Origin of the sequence: Mesorhizobium australicum, from assembly GCF_900177325.1 — a bacterium.
Taxonomy (GTDB): Bacteria; Pseudomonadota; Alphaproteobacteria; order Rhizobiales; family Rhizobiaceae; genus Mesorhizobium_A; species Mesorhizobium_A australicum_A.
This window is the reverse complement of sequence record NZ_FXBL01000004.1, coordinates 3,263,662-3,289,051: the sequence shown is the minus strand read 5'-3', so window position 1 is coordinate 3,289,051 and position 25,390 is coordinate 3,263,662. Positions and strand designations below refer to the sequence as shown.

The window sequence follows — 25,390 nt, the reverse complement described above, 5'->3', positions numbered from 1 at the left end:
CCGCCGCGCCGGAGGAGCTTGATGAGTTTGCCCGTCCTCGCCGCCTTGGTGGTGGTCGGCGTCGGCCTGATCGTGACGCTGATCCATCTGACCGGCGGCAGCAGAAAGGCCTCGCTCGTGAGCGCAGACGCCGCGCGTGCGCGGTTCGCGCTCGACTATCCGAATGTCGAGGTCCGCGCCGTCCATCTGACCACGGATCGATGCTCTGCATTCCTCGAAACCGCGGACGGCCGCATCGGGCTGGTCCACGCGATGGGCGCAAAGTTCCTGACTCGTCTGGTCGCGCCGGAAGACGTGGCGTCGCTGCGGCGGAGCGGCGAAGCCTCGCTTCTGGTGCGCTTTTCCGACTTCACCTTTCCGGGTGCGGTGTTCGAATTCGAGAGCGCCGAGGTTGCGGACCGGGTCGCTGCAGCGCTGACACGCCGCACCGTCGACAGGAGGGCCGCCTGATGGAACAATATTCCTTTCCCAACGTGACCGAGATCGCGATTCCCTTCTTCGTCGTCGCGATCCTGCTCGAACTCTGGCTCGTGCGCACCGGCCGCGCCAAGGGCGAATTCGAGACCCGCGACGCGCTGACGAGCCTCCTGATGGGCACCGGGAACGTTGTCGCCGGATTGCTGCTCGGTTTCGTTTCGTTCAGCGCGCTCGCCTGGCTGTGGCAATACCGCCTCTTCGACCTCGGCCTGTCGGCGTGGGTTTTTGTCGTGGCCTTTCTGCTCGATGACCTGCGCTACTACTGGTACCATCGCATCGCGCACCGGGTGCGCTGGGTCTGGGCCGAGCACGTCAACCACCATTCGAGCCAGCACTACAATCTCTCGACGGCGCTCCGTCAGAGCTGGACGGGCCTGTTCACCGGCATGTTCGTGCTGCAGGCGCCGCTGGTGCTGCTCGGCTTCCATCCGGCGGTCATCGCCTTCGTGTTCGGCTTCAATCTCGTCTGGCAGTTCTGGATCCATACCGAGACGATCGGCAAGCTACCGCGCTGGTTCGAGGCGGTGTTTAACACGCCGTCGCATCACCGCGTCCATCACGCGACGAATCCGCGTTACCTGGACGCGAACTACGCCGGCACGCTGATCATCTGGGACCGGATGTTCGGCACTTTCGTCGAGGAACTGGAGGAGGACCGGCCGCGCTACGGCATCGTCAAGAACATCGGGACCTTCAATCCTGTGAAGGTCGCGTTCCACGAATATGTCGGCCTGTTCAAGGACGCCTTCGCGCCGGGACTGACGCTGCGACAGCGGCTCGGCTACGTGTTCATGCCGCCCGGCTGGAGCCACGACGGCTCGCGCGAGACCTCGGAAAGCCTGAAGGCCGACTATGTGCGGAGAAACCCTTCGGAAGCCGGCAAACCGGGGCTGCCCGGCGCGGCGGAGCAGGGGCTCAAGCCGGCGGAGTGATGACCTAGGCCTTCAACAGGTCCGCGAACGTCGCCTTTGTCTTCGCCATCTTCGCCTGCACCGCCGACATCAGGTCGGCCGGCCGCAGCATGCCGGCGTTCCAGGTCGCGATATAGTCGAGCCCGTCGGCAACCGAATGGTCGCGGGCGTAAGCGAGGTTGCGCTTGATGCCGGCGATCGCGAGCGGTGATTTTTCGGCGATGTCGCGCGCGATCTCGCGGGAGGCCGACTGGAGCGCCTCGCGGTCGGGAAGGACGCTGGACAGCAGCCCGATCGCCTTCGCCTCGTCGGCCAGGAAGCGCCGGCCGGTATAGGCAAGCTCGGCGGCGATCGACGGTGAAATCAGCTTTGGCAAGCGCTGCAGCGTGCCGACATCGGCTGCCATGCCGATATGGATCTCTTCGATCGAGAAGTATGCCTCCTCCGACGCGATGCGCAGGTCGCAGGCTGTGATCATGTCGATGCCGCCGCCGATGCAGGCGCCGTGGATCTCGGCGATGACCGGGAAGCGGGCGCGCTCGATGGCGGTGAAGGCGCCCTGCAGCCGCAGGATCATGTCGCGCAGCGCATAGGCAGCACGCCCGGGCTCTTTCTGGAGCAGCGCGGCGATCTCCGCGAACGCGGCGAGGTCCATGCCTCCGCTGAAATGTTTGCCTTCGCCACGCAGGATCGCGACGCGGACTGTCTCGTCGCGGTCGAGCTCAGTCATCAGCCGCGGCAGGTCAGTCCAGAAGTCCGGCGTCATACCGTTGGCCTTGTCCGGTCGGTTCATGGAGAGGATTGCGACCGGCCCGTCGCGCTCGACGCGGAAGAAGGTGCTGGTCAGATTCGGCATAGAGAGCTCCTTGGAGGATCAGCTTGTTGCGGTTTACTTCGCGATCCTGATTGGTTGACCGCTGCCAAGATAGCGGCCAACTGACGGATCGATGGAGGACCAATCGGGCTCAAGTTCCACAAGAACGTCGACGACCGCAGGAGTTTTGTTGCCCGGATCCTGCTTTACATGGCGGGCCATCACATAGATCCCGCGGGGATCGTCCTCATCGAGGCGCGCCGTGATGTTCCAATTGGGCGCCAGATTATAGAGTCGCCGCATCAGGTCCGATAGGAGGCTATCCCGATAGGGGCCGCTGATCTTCTCGAGAGCAACGATCCGGTGCTCGTTCGGATTGCGCTCCGCCGGCTCGATAGGCTCCTCACGCTCATAGGTCCACTTTCGTGGCCCATGCGGTTCCTTGATAGCTCTGTCCAGCGCCAGTATGTGGACCTCGCGCAATTTTCGCCTGTTGGAACATCGAATGTAGACGCTCCAGCATACGTCATAGTCACCCCAAAACGGCGTTTCGGATTCTGGCAGGCCGGGCGGCAGAAGCTGTGGAACATCCCCCGCCATCGCTGTTCATGCCGCCTTCGCGCCGGGGGTCATTTCTAACCACGTCCGGCAGTCCGCCAGCGCTCGGGCCGTGATCGCTTTCTTCTTCGCGATCGTCTTGTCCTTGCCGCGGAAGCGGCCTTCGAAATCGTCAGGCTTGAGCTTCGTCCCGGCGGCGAGCGGCGGGAAAAGGCCAAAGTTGATGTTCATGGGCTGGAAGGAGCGCTTTCCCGGCTCGTCGTCGGACACCAGATGCCCGCCGGTGATATGGCCGAGCAGGGCGCCAAAGGCGGTCGTTGCGGGAGGCAGCGACGGGGCGCGGCCGAGTCGCTCGGCTGCGGCAAAGCGGCCGGCGAGCAGGCCGATCGAGGCGCTCTCGACATAGCCTTCGCAGCCGGTGATCTGGCCGGCGAAGCGCAGGCCGGGACGTCCTTTGAGCTGCAGGTCATGCGCAAGAAGCGTCGGCGAGTTGATGTAGGTGTTGCGGTGCAACCCGCCGAGCCGCGCGAATTCTGCGTTTTCCAGGCCGGGGATCATGCGGAAGATGCGCGTCTGTTCGCCATGCTTCAGCTTCGTCTGGAATCCGACCATGTTGTAGAGGGTGCCCAACGCATTGTCCTGGCGAAGCTGGACGACGGCATAGGCCTTGACTGTCGGATTGTGCGCGTTGGTGAGCCCCATCGGCTTCATCGGCCCGTGCCTGAGCGTCTCGACGCCGCGCTCGGCCATTACTTCGATCGGCAAACAGCCGTCGAAATAGGGCGTGCCTTCCCACTCCTTGAATTCGGTCTTGAGCCCGTCGCGGAGCGCCTGAACGAAGGCCTCGTATTCAGCCTTGTCCATCGGGCAGTTGACATAATCCTTGCCGGTGCCGCCAGGACCGACCTTGTCGTAGCGCGACTGGAACCAGGCCTTCGTCATGTCGATCGTATCGAAATGGACGATCGGCGCGATGGCGTCGAAGAAGGCGAGCGCATCTGCCCCGGTCTCGGCGCGGATCGCTTCGGCAAGCGAGGGCGCGGTGAGGGGGCCGGTGGCGATGATCGCCTGGTCCCATTCGACCGGCGGCAGGCCGACGATCTCTTCACGCACGATCGTCACCAGCGGGTGCGCGGCGAGCTTCGCGGTTACCGCGTCGGAGAAGCCGTCACGGTCGACGGCGAGCGCCCCGCCGGCCGGCACCTGATGCGCGTCGCCGCAGGCCATGATCAGCGAGCCGGCAAGCCGCATCTCGGCATGCAGCAGGCCGACGGCGTTGGTCTCGGCGTCGTCGGAGCGGAAGGAATTGGAGCAGACGAGCTCGGCGAGTCCGTCGGTCTTATGCGCCTCGGTGCCGCGCACGCCGCGCATCTCGTGCAGGATCACCGGCACGCCGGCGCTGGCGATCTGCCACGCAGCTTCCGAGCCGGCGAGGCCGCCGCCTATGACATGAATGGATCTGTCGCTCATGGAGAGTGGAATAGTCGCGGAGGGCGCAAAACACAACGTCTCGCGGATTGCGTGTGTCGAGAGGGCCGAATAGTCTGCGCGCCATGCAGCACAGATTCAGTTTGTTTGCCGTCTTCGCTCTCACAATGCCACTGGCGGCGGGATGTGTCTCGACCTCGTCGAACTATTCGGCGGTGAAGAAGGAGACCACGGTCTCGAAGCTTTCCGTCTGCCACGGCTTCGATTGCCGCAACCGCACGACGCTCGCCCTGACCTCGGCGGACGCGAGCCGCTTCGCGTCGATCATGGCCAGCGGGAAAGGCTCTGCGAACGCGGAGCGCCAGGCAATCGGCTCGGCGGTCGCCTATTTCGAGACCCGCGCGGGCCAGGCGATTGGCGTGCGCGACACGGCCAAGTCCACCATCGCCCAGTCGGGCCGCATGGGCCAGATGGATTGCATCGACGAATCGACCAACACGCGCACCCTGATGCTCTATCTCCAGGGCCGGGGCCTGATCCGGCACCACCGTGTCGAATCCAACGTCTCGCGGGGCATGTTCGTGGATGGCCGCTATCCTCATTCCACCGCGGTGCTTACCGAACAGGGCGGGACGAGATGGGCGGTGGACAGCTGGTATGAACCAATGGGCGGCAGGCCGGACATCATGCCTCTCGACCAGTGGAAGTCGCGGGGCGTGATGGGCGAGCGATAGACGGCTCGTTTGCGCAGGAAATTCGGGGAGATTCCTCCAGAAACGAAAACACCCGCCGGGGGAGGAGGTCCGGCGGGTGTCTCGGTGGCCGTCGTTTGGGAGGAGGTAAACTCCGGCCGTATCTCACAGGGTCTGGGAGGAGGTAGACCCTGGCGAGATTTCTATATTCGTCAGATCGACTTGCGCGCGACGAAGGGGATGTCGCTGCGGGAAATGCCGAGATCGGTGAGTTCGCGGTTCGACAGGCGGTTCAGCTCGGACACGGTTTCGCGGTAACGACGCCAGTTGCGGTAGTTGCGGATGATGTTCATTTCAGTGCTCGTTTCTTCTTTTTCGTATTCGTCTATCTTTGTTACGAACCAGAGATAAGTGCGTTCGGCTCCCGTTCAAAGGGCAAATGTTGCATGGCAGCAATGCGAATTGTGCAATGCACCATTAACGGCGGTTAACTGCCGGTCGCGAAACGGCCGCAATGGGGCGGTTGCGATCGTGCGGCCGGGCGACATTGCGCCGATACCTGCGGACGGTCAGTTCGGGCGGACGACGGGGAGAACCATGGCCGGATATGTCGACAAGGTGGGGCAGGATATTGCCCGATGGGAAGCGAGGGGACTTGTCTCCGCTGCGCTGGGCCAGCAGCTTCGCGACGACGTCGCAGCCAATCACGGCAAAGGCATCGGCTTTGGCCAGGTACTCGCCGTCATGGCGGCGCTGCTGATGTCTGCGGCCATCCTCATCCTGATTGCGGCGAACTGGGAGGAGATTCCACGCCTCGGCCGTGTCGGGGCGATCTTCGCGGTTATCGCCGGCGGCTATCTTGGCGGTGCGTTCCTCAAGCTGCGCGACCACGCAGCACTCGCCGAGGCGCTCTGGCTGATTTCCGCGGCCGCCTTCGGCGGCGGGATCGCACTGATCGGGCAGATGTATCACCTCAGCGGCGACGAGACGCAGGCGATCCTCGTCTGGTGCGTCGGCACGGCGCTGGCAGCTGCTCTGCTGCGCTCGCCAGTGCTCGCGGCGGCGGCGGTCTGCCTTTCCGCGGCCTGGGCCTCTTGGCCGGTCTTCAGTTTCGACCTCGAGGTCAACGCGTGGTATCCGCTGCTTCTCGCCGTGCTCTGGGCCGTTGCCGTGTGGACCCGCAGCCTGCCGGCGCGCCATCTCATCGTGCTCTCGCTCATCGCGCACTTCTTCATGCTCTATTTCGATACGGAGCTGCTGGTAATCCCGGCTGCGATGGCACTTGTCTCGGCGCTTGCCTTCGTCGTGGCGGTGCGTGGCGGTGATATCGTCGACAGGTTGAGCGGCCTGGGCGAGGGGCTCGCGGCTGAGGCGCTCATCGGCTTCCTCGTCGGCATGTTCACCCTGCAGGTGGTGTTCGTCGACGAAGCACATTTCGCCTGGCTTGCCGCGCTGACTTTCGCGGCGATCGCCGGGGCCCTCGTGATCGGCGGCAAGGCCGGTCGCAAGGTTCGCTGGCTCGCCTATCTCGGCTTTGCCGTCGAGATTTCCTTCGTCTACATCGCGACCGTCGGCACGATGCTGGGGACCGCCGGCTTCTTCCTGCTCGCGGCCATCGGCCTCGGCGTGCTCGCCTTCGTCATCATCCGTATCGAGCGCCGCATCGCCGCGAGCGCCGCCATCCAGGGAGCCGCATGATGAAATCCTCCCGCCTCGTCCTCGTTGGCGCGCTGCTGATCTCGGTGCTGCAGATTGGTTTCCTGTCCTGGAACATCGCCGGGCGCGCCGCCGTGCTGCGCAACGGCCAGGAGGTGCTGCTCAAAGTCCAGCCCGTCGATCCGCGCGACCTTTTGCGTGGTGATTATGTGCGCCTGGGCTACGACATCTCGACCGTTCCGGCCTCGCTGTTCACGCCGCCGCCGACAGGTGATGGCGATTACGAGGCCAAGCCTGTCTGGCTTCTCCTGCGCAAGCAGGACGACGGCTACTTCGGCGTGAAGTCGGCGGCCTTCGACAAGGCACTTCTGCCCGCTGTGGAGGCAGGCGAGGTGGTGGTCTCCGGTATGGCGTCGGGGACGCCGGCGGCGAGTGGAAGCGCGTCGGTGGACTACGGCCTGGAGCGCTTCTACCTGCCGGAAGGCGAGGGCAAGCCGATCGAGGTCGACATGCGCGTGCGCCCCTTTGCGGTCGTGGCCGCCGTCGCCGCCGACGGCTCGGCACAGATCAAGCGTTTCCTCGACGGCGACACGGTGCTTTTCGAGGAACCGCTCTACTGACCACAACGCCCTCGCCCTGTGGATAGAATGGGGAAAACCGCCCTCGAAAAGGCATTTTTCCCGGCAAATTTCCTTTGAACGCCACAATCGAGGTGATATAGAGCGCACGCTTCGGGGAGCCGGACGGGCTTTCTGAGCGGGTGTGGTGGAACTGGTAGACACGCAGGATTTAGGTTCCTGTGACGCAAGTCGTGGGGGTTCAAGTCCCTTCACCCGCACCAACAGCCATTCAGGGCAGGATTTCCGTCAGTCGAAATGGCCGTGTGCCGTTCGAGCACAGGGATTTCGAGAGGACCAAAGGAACGAGTATGCAGATCACGGAAACGCTGAACGAGGGCCTCAAGCGCGAGATCAAGGTCGTCGTGCCGAAGGGCGACATGGAGAGCCGCCTCGTCTCCCGCCTCGGCGACGCGCAGGGCAAAGCCCGCATCAACGGCTTTCGTCCCGGCAAGGTTCCGCTGGCGCACCTTCGCAAGGTGTACGGCAAGTCGTTCATGGCCGAGGTCGTCAACGAGATCCTGAACAACTCGACCCGCGACATCCTCGCCGAGCGCGGCGAGAAGGCTGCGATGCAGCCGGAAGTCCAGATGACCGAGGACGAGAAGGAGGCGGAAGCCATCCTCGCCGGCCAGAAGGATTTCGAATTCACCGTCGCTTATGAGGTGATCCCGGCCATCGAGCTGAAGGATGTCACCGGTATCAAGGTGACCCGCCAGGTGCTCGACCTGCCGGAGGATGAAGTCCAGGCGCAGATGGAGCGCGTGGCCGAATCCGCCCGCACCTACGAGCCGAAGAAGGGCAAGGCGGAAGAGGGCGACCGCGTTACGATCGACTTCGTCGGCAAGCTCGACGGCGTGCCGTTCGACGGCGGCGCCGGCACCGACCAGCAGCTCACCCTCGGGTCCAAGCAGTTCATCCCCGGCTTCGAGGAGCAGATCGTCGGCTTCAAGGCTGGCGACGAGAAGACCATCACGGTCACCTTCCCGGAGAACTACCAGGCAGCGCATCTGGCCGGCAAGGAAGCGACCTTCGACATCACCGTCAAGGAAGTCGCCAAGCCCGGCAAGCTCGAGATCAATGACGAGGTCGCCAAAACGCTTGGCCTGGAATCGGCCGAGAAGCTGACCGAGATCGTCCGCAGCCAGCTCGAGAGCCAGTATGGCGCGCTGACCCGCCAGAAGGTGAAGCGCGAACTGCTCGACGCGCTGGATGCCGAATACCAGTTCGAGGCTCCCTCGAAGCTGGTCGAGGCCGAGTTCAACAATATCTGGCAGCAGGTAACGAACGACCTCCAGCAGGCCGGCAAGACCTTCGCCGATGAGGATACGACCGAGGAAGAGGCGCGGGCCGAATACCAGAAGCTCGCCGAGCGCCGGGTGCGCCTCGGCCTGGTTCTCGCCGAAATGGGCGAGAAGGCCGGCATCCAGATCACCGACGACGAGATGCAGCGCGCTCTGTTCGAGTTCGTGCGCCGCTATCCGGGCCAGGAGCAGGAGGTCTACGACTTCTACCGCAACAACCCGTCGGCGCTCGCCAATCTCCGCGCCCCGCTGTTCGAGGAAAAGGTCGTCGACCATCTCCTGACCCAGGTGGACGTCACTGACGTGAAGGTCTCGAAGGAAGAGCTGCTGGCCGACGACGAGGACGAGGGCGGCGAGAAGGCCGAGGCCAAGAAGGCTGCGCCGAAGAAGAAGGCGCCTGCCAAGAAGAAGGCCGCCAAGGAAGACGACGCCGAATAATTCGGCTTTCAAGTTGTGCAAAAGAAAAAGGCCATCCGTGAGGATGGCCTTTTTGTTTTTTAAGCTTGTCGCTCAGCGGTCGCGAATTGCGATGATCGACTTGTTGAGCCCGAAGAGCTTCTCGTGGCTGACCGCCGCGTCGGGGAAAAGGGTTCGCATCTGTCGCGTAGAGAGGAGTCGGTGGTGATAGATGATCTCCTCGGCCTCGCGGCGATCGGCGATCTTGCGGAAGAAGCCGAGCGAGTAGCGCATGATCATCTCCACCCGCACGCGTTCCGGCAAGTACTGGAAGCCGGGGAAGCGGAAATGCGGCTCGTAGGCGAACCAGTAGTTTGGCGTCTGAATGTAGTAGCGCGGCGCCAGGCGGCGCGCGTTGGCAGCGAACATCTCCATGTCGCGCCAGATCCCGACGTGCTCGATGACGGAATTGGAGTGCACGAGGTCGAACCGTCGACCGCGAAAGAGATTAGGATCCGTCGCACTGCCGAACTGGAAATCAAAGAGATCCGGCTTCTCGACCGACTGCTCTTCATTGTTGACGACGGTGAAGTGCAGACGGTGCCGGTTGGCCTGGATGAAGTCCTCTCCGATCAGCCAGTATTTTTCCGTGCCGCCGAGATCGAGGATTTCGGCACGCCCCCTTTCGGCCAGGATCCGTTCAATCAGGCGCTGCACTTCCTGGAAGCGGCGGGCGCGAAAGCCGAATTCGAGACTTGTCCTGTTCTGATACGGGTCCGCTTTGACCGGAATAAGAATATCCTCGCCAGGACCGGCCACCAGTTCATTCGTTCGCATACACACAACTCCAAATGTATGGACATTCTCGAGTGTGTATTAACCTTTTATTAACCATCGGTGTTAACTTTTGGCCCAAATGGTTAATAGAGAAAATTTGAATCGAATTTTATCTGTTGGCCGTCTCGCTTCGGCTGACGATACCGCCTTCAAAACAATCGCAGGCCTTTCATCGAGGCATGGCCGTTCTTGCCGACGATGAGATGGTCGTGCACCGCGATGCCCAGCGGCTTGGCGGTCTCGGCGATGAGACGCGTCATGTCGATGTCCGCTTTTGACGGCGTGGGGTCGCCGGAAGGGTGGTTGTGGACGAGGATGATGGCAGTGGCCGACAGTTCGAGCGCCCGGCGGACCACCTCGCGGGGGTAGACCGGAGTGTGGTCGACGGTTCCTACCTGCTGCACCTCGTCCGCGATCAGCGCGTTCTTCTTGTCGAGGAACAGGACACGGAATTGCTCGCGCGGCTCGAAGGCCATGGCGGCGCGACAATAGTCGATGACCTGCGTCCACGACGACAGAACCTGACGGCCACGGATCTGGCTCTGCAGCATGCGTTCGGCAGCGGCCGCGACCAGCTTCAGGTCGAACGCCACCGACGGGCCGATGCCCTTGACCTCGGCCAGGAGATGCGTGGGAGCGCCCAGCACCTCGGCGAGCGTGCCGAAGCGGTCCAGCAGCGCCTTGGCTCGCGGCTTGGTGTCGGCGCGAGGCACGAAGCGGAAGAGCAGGAGTTCCAGAATCTCATAGTCGGCCAGCGCGGCGGGGCCGGACGCGCGCATCCGCTCCCGCAACCGGTCGCGGTGGCCATGAAAGTGCGGCTTTTCGAGTTGCGGCACCTTGCGCGCGGCCTTGTCGAGGTTCGCCGGTGGCCCTTCGGCAAACAAACCGCGTTCGTCGATCTCGTCAGGCTGCATTCGTCTCCCACCCCGGACAGCGCCCGAGGCGGAAGACTAAGCCGGAAGGCCGGGCCGGTCGAGCCCCGCGGGCGAGAGCGTGAAGATTTCGCAGCCGGTCTCGGTGACGCCGATCGTGTGCTCGTACTGCGCGGAGAGCGAACGGTCGCGGGTGACGGCGGTCCAGCCGTCCGACAGGACCTTCACATGCGGGCGGCCGAGATTGATCATCGGCTCGACGGTGAAGATCATGCCCGGACGCATCTCGACGCCCTCGCTGGGGGTGCCGTAGTGCAGGATGTTCGGCGCGTCGTGGAAGAGCAGGCCGACGCCATGGCCGCAGAAGTCGCGCACGACCGAGCAGCGCTCCGCCTCGGCGTAGTTCTGGATCGCAGCGCCGATGACACCGGTGCGCAAGCCCGGCCGGATCGCGGCTATGCCGAGCATCATGCATTCATGCGTCACCTCGAGAAGCCGCTCCGCCGCGCGCTTGATGCGGCCGACCGGATATATGCGCGAGGAGTCGCCGTGCCAGCCGTCGAGGATGAACGTCACGTCGATGTTGACGATATCACCCTCGCGCAGCGGCTTCGCATCGGGGATGCCGTGGCAGACGACATGGTTGATCGAGGTGCAGGACGATTTCGTGTAGCCGCGATAGTTGAGCGTGGCGGGGATCGCGCCGTGGTCCATGCCGTATTCGAAGACGAAGCGATCGATCCTGTCGGTGGGGACGCCGGGAGCGACGATGCCGACGAGCTCGTCGAGACAGGAGGCCGTCAGGCGGCACGCCTTGCGCATGCCTTCGAACGCGGCCTCGTCGTAGAGCCTGATCTGACCGGTGTTCTTGAGCGGCGCCGAAGCTGCCTCGAGATAGGTGACCATGGGAATGTCCGGAGTTTGGAGATTGGCCCACATGTCGCATCGATGGCCGGCTTCTTCAACCCCGGCGGCAACGACGAGCCGATCAGCCGGCTCGGACGGTGCTGTTTGCTCAGGACGATAGAGATCGTGCCGATGGTTCGGCTACCGGCCCTCGACTTTGAGAATGTCGGTGTGCTTCTTGAGCGAACGCAGGGCTAGATAGACCGCCGTCCCGACAAACAGGAATGCTGCCCAGCTGATGCCGATGCGAATCTCGCCTTCGCCAAAAGCCTCATGCGCGTAGTTTATGGCGACGACCGCGACAATGATGGCGAAGAAGCCCGAATATTCCCGACGCAGCACGTTGCGGAAGGAGAATGGCAGATTCGGCGCCGTCCACAGTGAGAACTTCGGGAAGAAGACGGGCACGCGATCCGTCCAGGCACGATATTCGGTACCGAACTTCGCCGCGAGGAACTTCTCCTCCGTCGCGATAATACGTTCGAGATAGATCACAAGGAACAGCGCCATGATCAGAGTGAAGGCAAGGCTCTGCGTAAACAGCGCGATCGCTACATAGGTAATAGCATTGCCGAGATACAGGGGATTGCGCGTGATTGAATACATGCCGGTGGTGTTCAGTGTCTCGGCGATCTGCTCCCTGGTGTTCCGGCCGGAGGTGCCGCTCGGCGTGTGACCGATGGTGAGGACCCGCACTGCCAACCCGAGGAAGGCAAGCGCAATGCAGGAGAGTTCCCACGCGCGATCCGCCATCTCGCCGTAGTTCGCTTCGATCGGCTCCTGCGTGCTGATGGCCCACGCCCCGAGGGGAATGAAGGCGAGGAGGATGTAGCTGCGCCAGCGGAACAGCCAATTGCCCTGTGTCGCAATGATATCCGGTATCATGCCTTCCCCGATCAGCTGTGTAGCATGGAAATTTGCTAGGGATCGAATCGGGCGCGATTGTGACTGACGATCATGCCCTCTGTGAGACCTTGGGAGGAGAGCATTTGACCGTCACGAGCGATCTGGCGGGGCTGCTGATCCGGGTGGCCCTTCGCGAAGACGTGCCGGCACTCGTCGCCCTTTTCGCAGACGATGCGCTCGGCGGACACGGCGACACCGCCGATCCCTCGGCCGTGCGGGAGTATCTCGTAGCCTTCGACTGGATCGCAGAAAACCCGACCAATACGATCTTTGTAGCGGAACTGGACGGCGAGGTGGTCGGAACGTTCCAGACCATCCTCGGCCGCTCCCTGTCGGGCCGCGGCGCGACACACCTGACCGTAGCGGCGGTGCAGACGAGAGCGGACGTGCGCGGGCGCGGCATCGGTGCGGCGATGCTGCGCTTCGCGATCGAGCGGGCAGGCGCGCTCGGCGCTTCGAAGGTGAAGCTTACGTCCAACGCGTCGCGTACCGATGCCCATCGCTTCTACCGCAGACTCGGCTTTGCCCAGAGCCATGCCGGCTTCACTCTTTCGCTCCGCTCCGAGGCGTCAGACTAGCGGCGCGGCAGTTTGCGCATCGACCGCCCCTTGCCTTGCACGCGCCGCGGGGCCATAAGCAGCAAAGCTTGAAGCGTTCGATATTCGCTCGATCCCGGGGCCGGCATGCTCAAATTTCTCACCCAGTTCTTCACCTGGTGGAACGGCCAAACACTCGGAACCCGCTTCCATACCTGGCGGCGCGGCACCGAGGTTGGCCGCGACGAGAATGGCAACATCTACTACACCGGCGGTATCGATTCCGAAGGCCGCCAGCGTCGCTGGGTGATCTTCAGCGGCTACGCGGAGGCGACCGACATTCCTCCGGGCTGGCATGGCTGGATCCACCATCGCACCGACATCCTCCCGTCGAAGGAAGACTACAAGCCGCGCGAGTGGCAGAAGCCGCATCAGCCCAACCTGACCGGCACACCGGCGGCGTATCGCCCGAAGGGCTCGATCCTCGGCCATCAGGAACGTCCGCGCGTGACGGGCGACTATGACGCCTGGACGCCGGGCAACTGAGCATCGCCTTTTGTCGCCATATTTCGCGGCTACCGGAATACGTCGCGCGGCCATCGCTGGGATTCGGCCGACAGGGTGAGACATATATGCCTCCTTTCCTGAAAGCATCGCTTCTCGCTGGCGCGTTTTCGATCCTCGCCGTGCTTGCCCACGCTCAGGAAGGCGAGGCGCCCGCCGAGGGCGCGCCGGAGGAGCAAACCGTCGAGACGCCGAAGGGCCCGACCCGCATCTCCAATCCGGTCGCCGAGTTCACCGGCGTCGACAAGATCACCGGCCGGATCATAACCTTCGATGTCTACATCAACGAGACGGTGCAGTTCGGCGCTCTGCAAGTGACGCCGCGGGTGTGCTATTCGCGTCCGGACACCGAAGAGCCGAAGACCGACAGTTTCGTCGAGGTCGACGAGATCACGCTCGACCGCAAGATCCGCCGGATCTTCACCGGCTATATGCTGGCCGAAAGCCCGGGCCTCAACGCCGTCGAGCATCCCGTCTATGACGTGTGGCTGAAATCCTGCAAGCAGAAGTCCGAGGTTCCGGCGCCCGAGGCTGCGAAGACGAACTGACAGCTTCATCGGTAGCTGGCTCGACGTCTCGATCTGGTCTAAGGGACGAGGCATCAAGCCGGGAGCCTCAGATGCCAAGTTACGATGTTCTCGCCGCGTTCTTCGCCACGGCGGCGGTCTTCGCGTTCATGCCTGGTCCGGCCATACTGTATGCAACCGCGCAGACGCTTGCCGGCGGCCGCGTCGCGGGCCTGATGGCCAGCCTCGGCATCCATGTCGGCTGCTATTTCCATGTCCTTGCGGCGGCGGCCGGCCTGTCGGTGCTGTTTCACGCCGTGCCTGTGCTCTATCTCGCCGTGAAGCTTATTGGCGCCGCCTATCTCGTATGGCTTGGGATTGCCCTGTTCCGCTCGCGAGGCATGGACGGGACCGGCTTGCCGCGGGTGCCGCGCAAGTCCGGCCGGCGTGCCTTCGCTGAAAGCGTCACCGTGGAAGTGCTCAATCCGAAGACCGCGATCTTTTTCATGGCCTTCCTGCCGCAGTTCATCGATTCCAGTGCGAACTTCCCAGTCTGGCTACAATTCCTGCTGCTCGGAACGGTCGTGAACCTGATGTTCTCGCTGGCCGACATCGTCTGCGTCCTTCTTGCCGGATCGCTGCTCGGCCGTCTCCAGTGGTCCACCCGCGTGGTGAGGCTGATGCAGCGTGCGGGCGGGGCAGTGCTGGTCGGACTGGGAATCCACGTCGCCTTCCAGCGCGCCTGACGCCTGGAGAAGTCCTCAGAAGCGTGCTTCGCCTGACAACGCATCTTCCAGCAGCCGCTCATATTTGCGGCGCGGTACGTCGATCGCGCCGAAGCGCTTCAGGTGATCAGTCGTGAACTGCGTGTCGAGCAGCACGAAGCCGCGGGCGCGCAGGCGTTCGACAAGGTGGACGAGACAGACCTTGGACGCGCCGGTCTCGCGCGAGAACATGCTCTCGCCGAAGAAGGCGCGGCCAAGCGAGACGCCGTAGAGCCCGCCGACGAGCCGGCCTTCGCGCCACGCCTCGACGGTGTGGCAGTGGCCGATCTCGAACAGGCGGCCATAGGCTTCGCGGATCGGGCCGTTGATCCAGGTCGAGCGGCGGACGTCGCGCTCCTCGGCGCAACCCTGGATCACGGCCGCGAAGTCGCGGTCATAGGCGATTTCGAAACGCGCCTGGCGGATGATCTTGGCAAGGCTCTTGGGGACGTGGAAGGCGTCGAGCGGGATGACGCCGCGCATCTCGGGCCGGACCCAGAAGACCTCCGGATCATCGGCGCTGTCGGCCATCGGGAAGACGCCCGACGCGTAGGCCTTCAGGAGAAGGTCGGTCGGGATTCTCTCTCCGGGCGCATAGGGGCGCGACATGGCCTCGCCGCGTCAGCTTTCCTGGCTGGCGAGATGTTTTTCGAGCCAGTGGATGTCGTAATCGCCATTGGCGATATCGGGATTGCCGACCAGGTCGCGGAAGAGCGGCAGGGTGGTCTTGATGCCGTCGACGACAAACTCATCCAGGGCCCGGCGCAGCCGCATCATGCACTCGACCCGGTTACGGCCGTGAACGATGAGCTTGCCGATCAGGCTGTCGTAGTAGGGCGGGATCTTGTAGCCGGAATAGACGCCCGAATCGACACGGATGCCGAGGCCGCCCGGCGTGTGGAAATGCGTGATCGTGCCCGGCGACGGCGTGAAGGTGCGCGGATCCTCCGCATTGATGCGGCACTCGATCGCGTGACCCGAGAAGCGGACCTCGTCCTGCGTGACCGAAAGGCCGGCGCCGGAGGCGACACGGATCTGCTCATGCACCAGGTCGATGCCGGTGATGGCTTCGGTGACGGGATGCTCCACCTGGAGGCGGGTGTTCATCTCGATGAAGTAGAACTCGCCGTCCTCGTAGAGGAACTCGATCGTGCCGGCACCAGAATAGCCGAGGTCGGCAATTGCGTTGGCGCAGACAGCGCCGATGCGGGCGCGCTGGTCGGCGTTCAGGGCAGGGGAGTTCGCCTCCTCCCAGACCTTCTGGTGGCGGCGCTGCAGCGAGCAGTCGCGCTCGCCGAGATGGATGCCCTTGCCCATGCCGTCGCCAAACACCTGGATCTCGATGTGGCGCGGCTTCTCCAGATATTTTTCGATGTAGACCGCATCGTCGCCGAAGGCGGCGCCCGCTTCCGAGCGCGCGGTCTGCAAGGCTACTTCCAGGTCGGCCTCACTGCGCGCGACCTTCATGCCACGACCGCCACCGCCGGCCGACGCCTTGATGATCACAGGGTAACCGATCTCGGCGGCGATGCGCTTCGCCTCGCGTTCATCGGAAACGGCACCGTCGGAACCCGGAACGACGGGAATGCCGAGACGCTTTGCAGTCCGCTTGGCCTCGATCTTGTCGCCCATGATGCGGATGTGATCGCCAGAGGGCCCAATGAAGGTGATGCCGTGCGCCTTCAGGATGTCGGAGAAGCGGGCGTTCTCGGACAGGAAGCCGTAGCCGGGATGGACCGCGTCGGCGCCGGTGATCTCGCAGGCGGCAACGATCTGGTGAATGTTGAGATAGCTTTCGCGCGACGGCGGCGGGCCGATGCAGACGCTCTCGTCCGCAAGCCGTACGTGCATGGCGTCAGCATCCGCGGTCGAATGCACGACCACCGTTTGGATGCCGAGTTCCTTGCAGGCGCGCAGAACCCTCAGCGCGATCTCGCCGCGATTGGCGATGAGTATCTTCTGGAACATGGCGTAAGCCTTCCCCTCCCTACTCGATCACGACGAGGGGTTCACCGTATTCGACAGGCTGTGCGTCCTTGAACAGGATGGCCGTCACCGTGCCGGAGCGCGGCGAGGGGATCTGGTTCATCGTCTTCATCGCCTCGATGATCAGCAGCGTCTGGCCTTCGCGCACCTGCTGGCCGACCTCGATGAAGGGCTTGGAGTCGGGCGAGGGGGCTGCATAGGCAGTGCCGACCATCGGCGAGGGGACGGCGTTCTTCGACGTGTCGACGGCAGCTGCCGGAGCGGACGCAGCCGGCGCGGCAGTGGCAGGCGCGGCCATGGGGGGCGCTGCGAACTGGGCCGCCGGGGCGTAGGCCTGCACGTTGATCTGGCGCGACACGCGGATGCGCAGGTCGCCCTGCTCGACCTCGATTTCGGACAGGTTCGTATCGTCCAGTATGCTTGCCAGGTCGCGGATCAGCTGCTGGTCGATACCGGTCTTCTTGGTCGACATATGGCGTTTCCTTGTCGTTTGGTCAGATCCGCGCGGCAAGCGCCTGAAGCGCCAGAAGGTAGCCGAGCGGGCCGAAGCCGCAGATCATTCCGGTCGCGACGGGCGCGATCATGGTCTTGTGACGGAATTCCTCGCGGGCGTGGATGTTGGAAAGGTGGACCTCTGCGACAGGCAGAGGCTGGACGGAGCGGATCGCATCGTGGAGTGCGATGGAGGTGTGGCCATAGGCGCCGGGATTGATAACCAATCCCTTCGCCTTGGCGCCTGCCTCCTGGATCCAGTCGACCAGTGCGCCCTCGTGGTTCGACTGACGGAACTCGACGCCGAGGCCGAGACGGGCAGCCTCGACCGCACAATCCTCGCCGATCTGCGCAAGGGTCTTGCCGCCGTAGATGCCGGGTTCGCGTACCCCCAGCATGTTCAGGTTCGGGCCGTTGAGCACGTAGACCAGTTTCGTCATTCAGTATTCCATCCAGGAACGGCGGCCGCTAGCGACCGCCGTCTACCGGTCCGGCTTAAAGTGTGCGCCGCCAAGCGCAAGTGTCTTGTCGGGATGTCCACAAACGCGGGCGCCGATAGTGGGGTTTTCAGCAGGTTTCCTCACCGCAGCCGCGCGCGAGCGCGACCTTTTCCTCCAGCACGGCCTTGCCGAGCGCGCCGAACACGACCTCCTTGCCGACGACATAGGAGGGTGTGCCAGTGATCGCCAGCTTGGTGGCGAGGTTGTATGTCTCCTCGAAGGCTGCGCCGATCTGCGGGTTCTCCATCTCCTTGCGCAAGGCAGCCTCATCGGCGCCGAGCGAAAGAGCGATTCGGAGCGCGCTTTCCTCTGTAGCGCGCGACATGCCCATCAGCGCATGATGGAACTCCGTCCACTTCTGCGGCATCAGCGCGCGGAACGCCATCGATACGACGTGAGCCTTCTGAGAGTCTGGTCCGAGGATCGGGAACTCCTTGTAGACGACGCGGACCTGCGGGTCGTCCTTCACGAGGGCCTGCATATCGGGGAAGGCGCGCTTGCAGAAGCCGCAATTGTAGTCGAAAAACTCAACCAGCGTGACGTTGCCCTGCGGATTGCCGCCCCAGCCATCATACTTGCCGTTGAAGATCAGGTCCTTGTCGGACGCGATCGTTGACTGCTGGGCGACACGCTGCTTCTCCTCCTGCCTAGATTCGAGGGCGGCCTGCACCTCGACCATCAGTTCGGGATTGGCCAGCAGATAATCGCGCACGACCTGCTCGATCTGCGCTCGTCCCTGGATGGGCGCCGCGACAGCGGGAGGCGTCGCCGCGGCGATCGCCGGCTGCTGCTTGCCTGCATAGAAACCAAAGCCGAGCATGGCCGCGGAGACCGCGACACCTGCGAGACCGAGTGCGAGCGTCTTGCTCATCGTGCGAACCTGTCCTCTTTCCGACCCTGTCGGGTCACTTCCGCTTTTTTCCCGCTTCGCGGTAGTTGATGATGTCCTGGGCGCGCAGCCAGGCGGGAGAGCCCTGCTTCAGCTTGGTCTGCGCCCGCGCCGCGAAGATCTTCGCGTCGAGGTACTTGCCGGAATAATATTCGCCTTCAGCGCTCGCGAGTTCCGCAAGCCCGATATCGCCCAACTGGCCGTAGGCCTGGGCGAGGGGGCGATAGGCCGAGGGGTTTTCCCGATCGCGCTCTATGCCCTTGTTGATCTCGGTGACGGCCCGCTTCACGGCATCCGGCGTGCCCACCGCGAGCAATGCCTGGCCGTAGCTGACATTGATCAGCCCGGAGCGCGACGGATCGAGCTTGACCGCGCGGGCATAGGCCTCCGCCGCCTCTGAGGCGCGGGTTGCTTTCATCAGGATGTCGCCGCGCATCTCGTGGTAATAGGCGTTCTGCGGCTGCTGCTTGATCAGGGCGTCGATCTTGCTCAGCGCTGCGCGGGGATTGCCGTAGAGATAGGTGGTGATGGCATCGCCATAGAGGGCAGGGATGCCGCGTGCATCCTTGCGGAACATGCGCGACGTAGCGCCCTGGCCGCCGGTGAAGGCGGCGATCTTGGCGCGCATCATGTCGTGGCGCAGTTGCAGGGCCGGGGGGTCCATCGCGCCGAAATGCTGGCTCTTCTGTGCGCGCTCGGTCAGGTTGGCAATGCGGTCGCGCGGCATCGGATGGCTGACCTGATAGGGATCGATGCGCGCACCGCTCAGCGCCAGCGCGCTCTGGAAGCGGCCGAACGTGGTCAGCATCCCCTTCGCGGACTGGCCGGTGGCGTCGAGATAACGCAGGGCCGCGATGTCGGCCGCGGCTTCCTCGGTACGCTGGTAGCCGAGCAGGGTGCGCCGCGCCACCTCCGCGCCGCCCATGGCGATGCCGGTGCCGGCGCGCGCCATGTCGCCCGAATTGGCCGCGGCACCAGCCACCGTCGCACCGATGCCGAGCAGTGAGGCGACCACCGCCATGGTCTGGGCGCGCGCCAGTTGATCGCGGAGCCGCTCCTGATGGCCGTCGGCCAGATGTCCTGCTTCGTGCGCGATGACGCCGATGATCTCGTTCGGCGTCTCCGCCGTCAGCAGTGCGCCCGTATTGATGAACATACGCCGTCCGGCGACGAATGCGTTGAAGCTGTCGTCGTTGACCAGAATGACGTCGACCCCGGCCTTCGTAAGGCCCGCCACCTTGAGGATCGGGCGGACGTAATCGCGCACGAGCGCCTCGATCTCCGCGTCACGCACAATCGGCACGCCGCGCTGCTGCGCCTTCGCGGGCGGGGCGAACCAGAAGGACTGGGCGGCGACCGCAACGGCGAGCGCGCCGTGCGCGAGGCGTCGCGTCAAGCTGCTGGTGTCTGTGAATGCGGTCATGTCGGGGGCTACACCTAGACGAGCAAGCAGACGATTAAAAGGCGAAACGCGGCATTCCTGAACTTGTGATCCCCACACCATTCCGGCAAATGTGCGGCGCGCCTCGCAGACCGGAGCATTCATGGTTATCAGCACCTCACGACGCAGCCGCATCGAGCCGTTCCACGCGATGGACGTTCTGGCCGAGGCGAACCGGCTCCGCCAGCAGGGCGTCGATGTGATCTCGATGGCGGTCGGTCAGCCGTCGGGGAGCGCGCCGGCCGCCGTGCGCGAGGCCGCGAGCGCCGCACTGATCCGGGGACAGATCGGCTATACGGACGCGCTCGGCATTGCGGTGCTGAGGCGGGCGATCGCCGCGCATTACGCCGAGCACTACGGGGTCGAGGTCGCGCCGGCGCGGGTCGTGGTGACGACGGGGTCTTCGGCGGCGTTCAATCTTGCCTTTCTCGCGATGTTCGACGTCGGCGACCGCGTCGCGATCACCTCGCCGGGCTATCCGGCTTACCGCAACATCCTTGCGGCGCTCGGACTGGAGGCGGTCGAGATCGAGCTCGGCGAGGAGGGCTATCTGACCGCCGAACTGCTGGAACAGGCGCACCGGGCCGCGCCGCTGGCCGGCGTGCTCTTCGCCAGTCCCGCCAATCCGACCGGAGCGGTGATTCCGGAGGCCGAGCTTGGCCGGATACTGGAAAGGACGCGTGCGCTCGGCATCGCGGCGATCTCCGACGAGATCTACCATCGGCTCGCCTATGCAGCGCCCGACGTCACCGCGCTCGTCTTTGGCGAGGATGCGGTCGTCATCAACTCTTTCTCGAAATACTATTGCATGACCGGCTGGCGGATCGGCTGGATGGTTGTGCCGGAGGAGCTGGTGCGGCCTATCGAGCGCCTGCAGCAGAGCCTCTACATCTCCGCGCCGGAACTGTCGCAGGTGGCAGCTTGCGAAGCGTTCGGCGCGACGGCCGAACTCGAGGCGATCAAGGACTCTTATCGGCAGAGCCGCGTGATGCTGCTCCGGCGGCTGCCGGAACTCGGCTTCCGCATCGCCGCGCCGATGGACGGGGCATTCTATGCCTATTGCGACGTCTCCGCCCATACCAATGACAGCATGGAGTTTGCGCGCCGCATGATCGCGGAGGCGCATGTGGCCGCGACGCCGGGTCACGATTTCGACGTTGCCAACGGCAACCGCTTCATGCGGTTTTCCTATGCCGGCAGCGTGCGGGAGATCGAGACTGCGATGCAGCGACTGGCCGACTGGCTGAGGTGAGACGGATGGCCGCCGACATCGAAACCGTTCTGACTGAGATCGCCGCCGAAATGGCCGCGCGCCCGGACCGCGGCGATGTCGCGACCTATATCCCACAGCTGGCTAAGGTCGACGTGGGTCGGTTCGGCATTGCTGTTGCCTTGAATGACGGCCGGCTGATCGCGCGTGGCGATGCGGAAATCCCGTTCTCGATCCAGAGTGTGTCGAAGGTCTTCACCCTCACGCTCGCACTCGGCAAGGTCGGCGACACACTGTGGAGACGCGTCGGACGGGAGCCGTCCGGAAATCCGTTCAACTCGATCATCCAGCTCGAACACGAGCGTGGTATCCCGCGCAATCCCTTCATCAACGCCGGGGCGATCGTCGTCACGGACGTGCTTTTGTCCGGCCATCAGCCCCGCGAGGCGATTGGCGAGATTCTGCGCTTCATCCAGTTCCTCGCCGACGACGATACAGTCTACATCGACCATCAGGTGGCGGCGTCGGAACAGGCGACCGGGTTCCGAAACGTGGCGCTCGCCAACTACATGCGCTCGTTCGGCAACATTACGCATGCGCCGGAAATGGCGTTGGGGGTCTATTACCATCACTGCGCGATTGCGATGTCCTGCCGCCAGCTTGCGCTTGCCGGTCGGTTCCTCGCGCATGACGGCCGCCATGCGGAGACGGGCCACTCCGTGGTTTCTTCCGAGCGTGCGCGCCGCATCAGCGCGCTGATGCTGACCTGTGGTCACTACGACGGTTCCGGCGATTTCGCCTTCCGCGTCGGCGTTCCGGGCAAGAGTGGCGTCGGCGGCGGAATCCTGTGCGTCGTGCCGGGCGTCGCCTCGATTGCCGTCTGGTCGCCCGGCCTCAACGAGAACGGCAATTCGAAACTCGGATCGATTGCGCTCGAAAAGCTCGCCAAGGCGATGAACTGGTCGATCTTCGCGCCGAAGGTTTCACCACCGGCATAGTTCACGCGGCTTAGACTGCCTATTGCTCCGAGACGCGCAAAGAAAAGCCCGCGCGGCCGGATGACCGCGCGGGCTTTCAAACAGGATCTGCGATCAGAAGAAGCTCTTCCGCTGCCACCAGCCGGCGCGCTTGGGTTTCTCTTCGGTGCCGTCTTCCGTGACGTTCGAGCTCACCTTCGGCACGACCGGCGCGTCAATGTCGGTTGCGCCTGGACGCCGCCGGGACGGACGAGCCGGCTGCTCCTCCGCCGCCGGAGCCGCCGTCGGCTCGCTGACGACGATTGCTTCCGGCTCGGCGACTGCCGGAGCGGCGGCCGCAACCTCGGCCTCCGCCGCGGCTGCAGCCTCCGCGGCCAAGGCAGCCTTCGTCTTGCGCGGTGCGCGGCGCGGTTTCTTCACTGGCGCCTCGACAGCCTCCACCACTTCCGGTTCGGCCTCGGCCGCCGGAGCGGTCGCCTCGGGCTGCGCTTCCTCCACAGGAGGAGCCGCGACAAAGCCTTCTTCCTCGGCGAACTCGGTCGTGGTCTCGGTTGCGGCGTCTTCGCTGGCGGTGTCGGATTCGTCGCGGCGGTTGCGGCGTCCGCCGCGCTTGCCGCGCCGCCGCTTCCTCGAACTGTCGTCAGCTGCTACGGCCTCGCTCTCGGGAGCTTCGGTCTCCTCGCCGCCTTCGTCTTCGACCTCCTCGACAGTAGCGTCGTCCGACACTGCGTCATCCGATGCCGACTGTTCGGCCGGATGCGAGCCCTGCTCGGCGCCGTCACGATCGCGGCCGCCGCGACGACGACGACGGCGACGGCGCTTGCGGCGCCCGCCATCCTCACCATCGCCCTCATGGCGTTCGCCATGCGACTGCTGCGGACGGCGTTCCTCCGTCTCCTCGCTGGCGACTTCCTCGTCCTCGATCTCCTCAATGTCGACGTCGACGTCTTCTTCTTCGACCGGACCGGTGATCGGCAGTTCCGTGATGGTTGTGACCACGGGGCGCTCAACCGGCGCGCCGCGGGTGATCGCGTAGAGCTGGTTGCCAAGCGTCTCGTCCGCCTCGATCGAGATCGTCAGGCCGAAACGCTCCTCGAGCTCGGTCAGGTTGCGGCGCTTGTGGTTGAGCACGTAGAGCGCGGTCGCGGCCGGCGTGCGCACCGTAATGTGATTGCGCGCGTCCTTGATGAGGAACTCCTCGATGGCGCGCACGACATGCAGCGCGACCGACGAATCCGACCGGATGTGACCGGTGCCGCCGCAATGCGGGCAGGGCTTCATGGTCGATTCGAGCACGCTGGCGCGGATACGCTGGCGCGACATCTCCAGCAGGCCGAAATGCGAGATCCGGCCGACCTGGATGCGCGCACGGTCGTTCTTCAGATGATCCTTGAGCCGCTTCTCCACCGCACGGTTGTTGCGGTTCTCCTCCATGTCGATGAAGTCGATGACGATCAGGCCCGCAAGGTCGCGCAGCCTGAGCTGGCGCGCGACTTCCTCGGCGGCTTCCAGGTTGGTGTGGAGCGCCGTCTCCTCGATCGAGTGCTCCTTGGTAGAGCGTCCCGAGTTGACGTCGATCGAGACGAGTGCCTCAGTCTGGTTGATGATAATGTAGCCGCCCGACTTCAGCGTCACCTGCGGCTGCAGCATCCGGTCGAGCTGCGCCTCGATGCCGTTGCGGGCAAAGATCGGGATCGGATCGCGATAGGGCTGAACCACCTTGGCATGGCTCGGCATCAGCATCCGCATGAAATCCTTGGCCTCGCGGTAGCCGTCGTCACCGGCAACCAGGATCTCCTCGATGTCCTTGTTGTAGAGGTCGCGCACCGAGCGCTTGATCAGCGAGCCTTCTTCGTAGACGAGGGCAGGGGCGGTCGACTGCAGCGTCAGCGTGCGGACGGTCTCCCACATGCGCATCAGATATTCGTAGTCGCGCTTGATCTCGGCCTTGGTGCGGTTGGCGCCGGCCGTGCGCAGGATGACGCCCATGCCCTGCGGCACTTCCAGATCCTCGACCAAGTCCTTGAGGCGCTTGCGGTCGACCGCGGAGGTGATCTTGCGGGAGATGCCGCCGCCGCGTGCCGTGTTCGGCATCAGCACCGAGTAACGACCAGCCAGCGACAGATAGGTGGTCAGCGCCGCACCCTTGTTGCCGCGCTCCTCCTTGACGACCTGCACCAGCAGGATCTGCCGGCGCTTGATGACTTCCTGGATCTTGTACTGGCGCCGGTTGGGCCGGCGCGGTGCACGGCTCGGCAGTTCCTCGAGCGCGTCTTCGGCGCCGACCGACTCTACGTCGTCCTCGCCACCGCCGGAGCTGGACACTTCCTCGATATCGCCGCCGCCCGATTCGCCCTCGTTGTTGCGGGCGGCTTCCTCGACGCTTTCGGAAACCACGTCGGATTCGATCTCGGCGAGCATCGTCTTGCCGTCTTCCGGCTCATCTGACGAAGCAGCGGGTTCGTCGGCGGAGTGCTCTTCGGAAAAGACTGCCGTGTCGTCCGCCGTTTCAGTCTCGGCGAAAGCCGTGGGCGAGGCATCTTCCGACTCGGTCGCCTCCGTCGCCTCGGCCTCGGCTTCGTCGTCGGACGACTTGGCAGAGGTCGCCGAATCGCGCCGGCTCTGGTCGCTGTTGCGGCCGCGGTTCTTGCCGCCGCGCCGACGGCGGGACTTCTTGTCCTCCTCCTCGGCCTCGTCGGCTTCCGCATCCTCGGCATCCGCCTTCAGCAGCGCCTGCCGGTCGGCCAGGGGAATCTGGTAGTAGTCGGGATGGATTTCGCTGAAGGCGAGGAACCCGTGACGGTTGCCGCCATATTCGACGAAGGCCGCCTGAAGCGACGGCTCCACCCGCGTGACGCGGGCAAGATAGATGTTGCCGCGAAGCTGCTTCTTGTCTCTCGATTCGAAATCGAATTCTTCGATACGATTACCGCGGGTGACAACGACCCGCGTTTCCTCCGGGTGGGAGGCGTCTATCAGCATTTTGTTGTTGGGCATGTATGTTTATCTCCCCGGCAGCCGGGAGCCGCGCCAAACGCCGCAGCAGGCGCTGCGAGGGGCGGTCTGGGGTCGTGCCGGACAATGGGAAGTCCGCGTTCGGGCCTATCGGCGCCGAAACTCCGACGTCCGCGGCCAAAGTGGCGCGGGAAGG

Annotated in this window: 27 protein-coding genes and 1 tRNA gene; 13 read left to right on the top strand and 15 right to left on the bottom strand. The window is 64.2% G+C overall.

The window, feature by feature from the left end; all coding sequences use genetic code 11:
• Nucleotides 1-21 precede the first annotated feature (21 nt).
• Both B9Z03_RS29885 and B9Z03_RS18690 read left to right on the top strand, forming a co-directional pair.
• A complete protein-coding gene (locus B9Z03_RS29885) occupies nt 22-450 on the top strand; it encodes a hypothetical protein (protein ID WP_176247557.1) in 429 nt (142 codons plus the stop codon).
• On the top strand, nt 450-1,409 hold the full coding sequence (locus B9Z03_RS18690) for a sterol desaturase family protein (RefSeq protein ID WP_176247556.1): 960 nt from the start codon (nt 450-452) through the stop codon (nt 1,407-1,409). Before B9Z03_RS29885 ends, B9Z03_RS18690 begins: the two co-directional genes overlap by 1 nt.
• Nucleotides 1,410-1,413: 4 nt before the next feature.
• Here B9Z03_RS18690 and B9Z03_RS18685 read toward each other — a convergent pair whose 3' ends face one another.
• The 3 genes from B9Z03_RS18685 to trmFO are packed head-to-tail and all read right to left on the bottom strand — an operon-like array spanning nt 1,414 to nt 4,230.
• A complete protein-coding gene (locus B9Z03_RS18685; RefSeq protein WP_085465587.1) occupies nt 1,414-2,244 on the bottom strand; it encodes a crotonase/enoyl-CoA hydratase family protein in 831 nt (276 codons plus the stop codon).
• 33 nt (nt 2,245-2,277) lie between these two features.
• Complete coding sequence (locus B9Z03_RS18680; RefSeq protein ID WP_139832326.1) at nt 2,278-2,802, bottom strand: hypothetical protein; 525 nt, start codon at nt 2,800-2,802, stop codon at nt 2,278-2,280.
• Nucleotides 2,803-2,808: 6 nt separating this feature from the next.
• Nucleotides 2,809-4,230, bottom strand: a complete 1,422-nt coding sequence (gene trmFO, locus B9Z03_RS18675) for a methylenetetrahydrofolate--tRNA-(uracil(54)-C(5))-methyltransferase (FADH(2)-oxidizing) TrmFO (protein ID WP_085465585.1) — start codon at nt 4,228-4,230, stop codon at nt 2,809-2,811.
• An 83-nt stretch (nt 4,231-4,313) separates the two neighbouring features.
• Here trmFO and B9Z03_RS18670 point away from each other — a divergent pair, with 83 nt between their 5' ends.
• Complete coding sequence (locus tag B9Z03_RS18670) at nt 4,314-4,922, top strand: hypothetical protein (RefSeq protein ID WP_244561779.1); 609 nt, start codon at nt 4,314-4,316, stop codon at nt 4,920-4,922.
• 170 nt (nt 4,923-5,092) lie between these two features.
• Here B9Z03_RS18670 and B9Z03_RS18665 read toward each other — a convergent pair whose 3' ends face one another.
• Nucleotides 5,093-5,233, bottom strand: coding sequence for a DUF1127 domain-containing protein (locus B9Z03_RS18665; RefSeq protein WP_085465584.1), 141 nt, complete (start codon nt 5,231-5,233; stop codon nt 5,093-5,095).
• A gap of 244 nt (nt 5,234-5,477) precedes the next feature.
• Between B9Z03_RS18665 and B9Z03_RS18660 the strand changes: the two genes are divergently transcribed.
• The 4 genes from B9Z03_RS18660 (at nt 5,478) to tig (ending at nt 8,895) form a co-directional block, all read left to right on the top strand.
• Nucleotides 5,478-6,578, top strand: coding sequence for a DUF2157 domain-containing protein (locus B9Z03_RS18660; protein ID WP_085465583.1), 1,101 nt, complete (start codon nt 5,478-5,480; stop codon nt 6,576-6,578).
• Complete coding sequence (locus B9Z03_RS18655) at nt 6,575-7,156, top strand: GDYXXLXY domain-containing protein (protein ID WP_085465582.1); 582 nt, start codon at nt 6,575-6,577, stop codon at nt 7,154-7,156. Before B9Z03_RS18660 ends, B9Z03_RS18655 begins: the two co-directional genes overlap by 4 nt.
• A 136-nt stretch (nt 7,157-7,292) precedes the next feature.
• Nucleotides 7,293-7,377, top strand: a tRNA-Leu gene (locus B9Z03_RS18650).
• A gap of 87 nt (nt 7,378-7,464) precedes the next feature.
• On the top strand, nt 7,465-8,895 hold the full coding sequence (gene tig / locus B9Z03_RS18645; protein WP_085465581.1) for a trigger factor: 1,431 nt from the start codon (nt 7,465-7,467) through the stop codon (nt 8,893-8,895).
• Between the two features lie 72 nt (nt 8,896-8,967).
• Here the strand turns inward: tig and B9Z03_RS18640 are convergent, their stop codons facing one another.
• From B9Z03_RS18640 to B9Z03_RS18625, 4 genes are all read right to left on the bottom strand, one after another.
• Complete coding sequence (locus B9Z03_RS18640; RefSeq protein WP_085465580.1) at nt 8,968-9,690, bottom strand: methyltransferase domain-containing protein; 723 nt, start codon at nt 9,688-9,690, stop codon at nt 8,968-8,970.
• 149 nt (nt 9,691-9,839) lie between these two features.
• On the bottom strand, nt 9,840-10,604 hold the full coding sequence (gene radC, locus B9Z03_RS18635; protein ID WP_085465579.1) for a RadC family protein: 765 nt from the start codon (nt 10,602-10,604) through the stop codon (nt 9,840-9,842).
• 36 nt (nt 10,605-10,640) lie between these two features.
• Nucleotides 10,641-11,468 carry a type I methionyl aminopeptidase gene (gene map / locus B9Z03_RS18630; protein ID WP_085465578.1) on the bottom strand — a complete coding sequence of 276 codons (828 nt, stop codon included), beginning with the start codon at nt 11,466-11,468 and terminating at the stop codon, nt 10,641-10,643.
• A 141-nt stretch (nt 11,469-11,609) separates the two neighbouring features.
• Complete coding sequence (locus B9Z03_RS18625; protein WP_085465577.1) at nt 11,610-12,353, bottom strand: methyltransferase family protein; 744 nt, start codon at nt 12,351-12,353, stop codon at nt 11,610-11,612.
• Nucleotides 12,354-12,457: 104 nt separating this feature from the next.
• Here B9Z03_RS18625 and B9Z03_RS18620 point away from each other — a divergent pair, with 104 nt between their 5' ends.
• The 4 genes from B9Z03_RS18620 (at nt 12,458) to B9Z03_RS18605 (ending at nt 14,726) form a co-directional block, all read left to right on the top strand.
• Nucleotides 12,458-12,952 (top strand): GNAT family N-acetyltransferase, encoded by a 495-nt coding sequence (locus tag B9Z03_RS18620; RefSeq protein ID WP_085465576.1) that lies wholly within the window; start codon nt 12,458-12,460, stop codon nt 12,950-12,952.
• A 105-nt stretch (nt 12,953-13,057) separates the two neighbouring features.
• Nucleotides 13,058-13,456 carry an NADH:ubiquinone oxidoreductase subunit NDUFA12 gene (locus B9Z03_RS18615; RefSeq protein WP_085465575.1) on the top strand — a complete coding sequence of 133 codons (399 nt, stop codon included), beginning with the start codon at nt 13,058-13,060 and terminating at the stop codon, nt 13,454-13,456.
• Between the two features lie 86 nt (nt 13,457-13,542).
• A complete protein-coding gene (locus B9Z03_RS18610; protein WP_085465574.1) occupies nt 13,543-14,022 on the top strand; it encodes a DUF2155 domain-containing protein in 480 nt (159 codons plus the stop codon).
• Between the two features lie 71 nt (nt 14,023-14,093).
• Nucleotides 14,094-14,726 (top strand): LysE family translocator, encoded by a 633-nt coding sequence (locus B9Z03_RS18605; RefSeq protein ID WP_085465573.1) that lies wholly within the window; start codon nt 14,094-14,096, stop codon nt 14,724-14,726.
• A gap of 15 nt (nt 14,727-14,741) precedes the next feature.
• Here B9Z03_RS18605 and aat read toward each other — a convergent pair whose 3' ends face one another.
• From aat to B9Z03_RS18575, 6 genes are all read right to left on the bottom strand, one after another.
• Nucleotides 14,742-15,353, bottom strand: a complete 612-nt coding sequence (gene aat, locus B9Z03_RS18600) for a leucyl/phenylalanyl-tRNA--protein transferase (RefSeq protein WP_085465572.1) — start codon at nt 15,351-15,353, stop codon at nt 14,742-14,744.
• Between the two features lie 12 nt (nt 15,354-15,365).
• Nucleotides 15,366-16,712 carry an acetyl-CoA carboxylase biotin carboxylase subunit gene (accC, locus tag B9Z03_RS18595; RefSeq protein WP_085465571.1) on the bottom strand — a complete coding sequence of 449 codons (1,347 nt, stop codon included), beginning with the start codon at nt 16,710-16,712 and terminating at the stop codon, nt 15,366-15,368.
• 19 nt (nt 16,713-16,731) lie between these two features.
• The gene (accB, locus tag B9Z03_RS18590; protein WP_085465570.1) at nt 16,732-17,202 is read right to left on the bottom strand and encodes an acetyl-CoA carboxylase biotin carboxyl carrier protein; all 471 of its coding nucleotides are present in this window, start codon (nt 17,200-17,202) and stop codon (nt 16,732-16,734) included.
• Between the two features lie 22 nt (nt 17,203-17,224).
• Nucleotides 17,225-17,662 carry a type II 3-dehydroquinate dehydratase gene (gene aroQ / locus B9Z03_RS18585; RefSeq protein ID WP_085465569.1) on the bottom strand — a complete coding sequence of 146 codons (438 nt, stop codon included), beginning with the start codon at nt 17,660-17,662 and terminating at the stop codon, nt 17,225-17,227.
• Nucleotides 17,663-17,789: 127 nt separating this feature from the next.
• Nucleotides 17,790-18,593: a DsbA family protein gene (locus B9Z03_RS18580; protein ID WP_085465568.1), complete on the bottom strand. Its 804-nt coding sequence runs from the start codon at nt 18,591-18,593 to the stop codon at nt 17,790-17,792.
• A 34-nt stretch (nt 18,594-18,627) separates the two neighbouring features.
• Entirely contained in the window at nt 18,628-20,034 is a 1,407-nt protein-coding gene (locus B9Z03_RS18575) for a M48 family metalloprotease (protein WP_085465567.1), read from the bottom strand.
• 121 nt (nt 20,035-20,155) lie between these two features.
• On the opposite strand from B9Z03_RS18575, the gene B9Z03_RS18570 reads away from it, so the two are divergent.
• Both B9Z03_RS18570 and B9Z03_RS18565 read left to right on the top strand, forming a co-directional pair.
• On the top strand, nt 20,156-21,304 hold the full coding sequence (locus B9Z03_RS18570) for a pyridoxal phosphate-dependent aminotransferase (protein ID WP_085465566.1): 1,149 nt from the start codon (nt 20,156-20,158) through the stop codon (nt 21,302-21,304).
• Nucleotides 21,305-21,309: 5 nt separating this feature from the next.
• Entirely contained in the window at nt 21,310-22,260 is a 951-nt protein-coding gene (locus B9Z03_RS18565) for a glutaminase (RefSeq protein WP_085465565.1), read from the top strand.
• Between the two features lie 93 nt (nt 22,261-22,353).
• Here B9Z03_RS18565 and B9Z03_RS18560 read toward each other — a convergent pair whose 3' ends face one another.
• Complete coding sequence (locus tag B9Z03_RS18560; RefSeq protein WP_085465564.1) at nt 22,354-25,236, bottom strand: Rne/Rng family ribonuclease; 2,883 nt, start codon at nt 25,234-25,236, stop codon at nt 22,354-22,356.
• Nucleotides 25,237-25,390 lie beyond the last annotated feature (154 nt).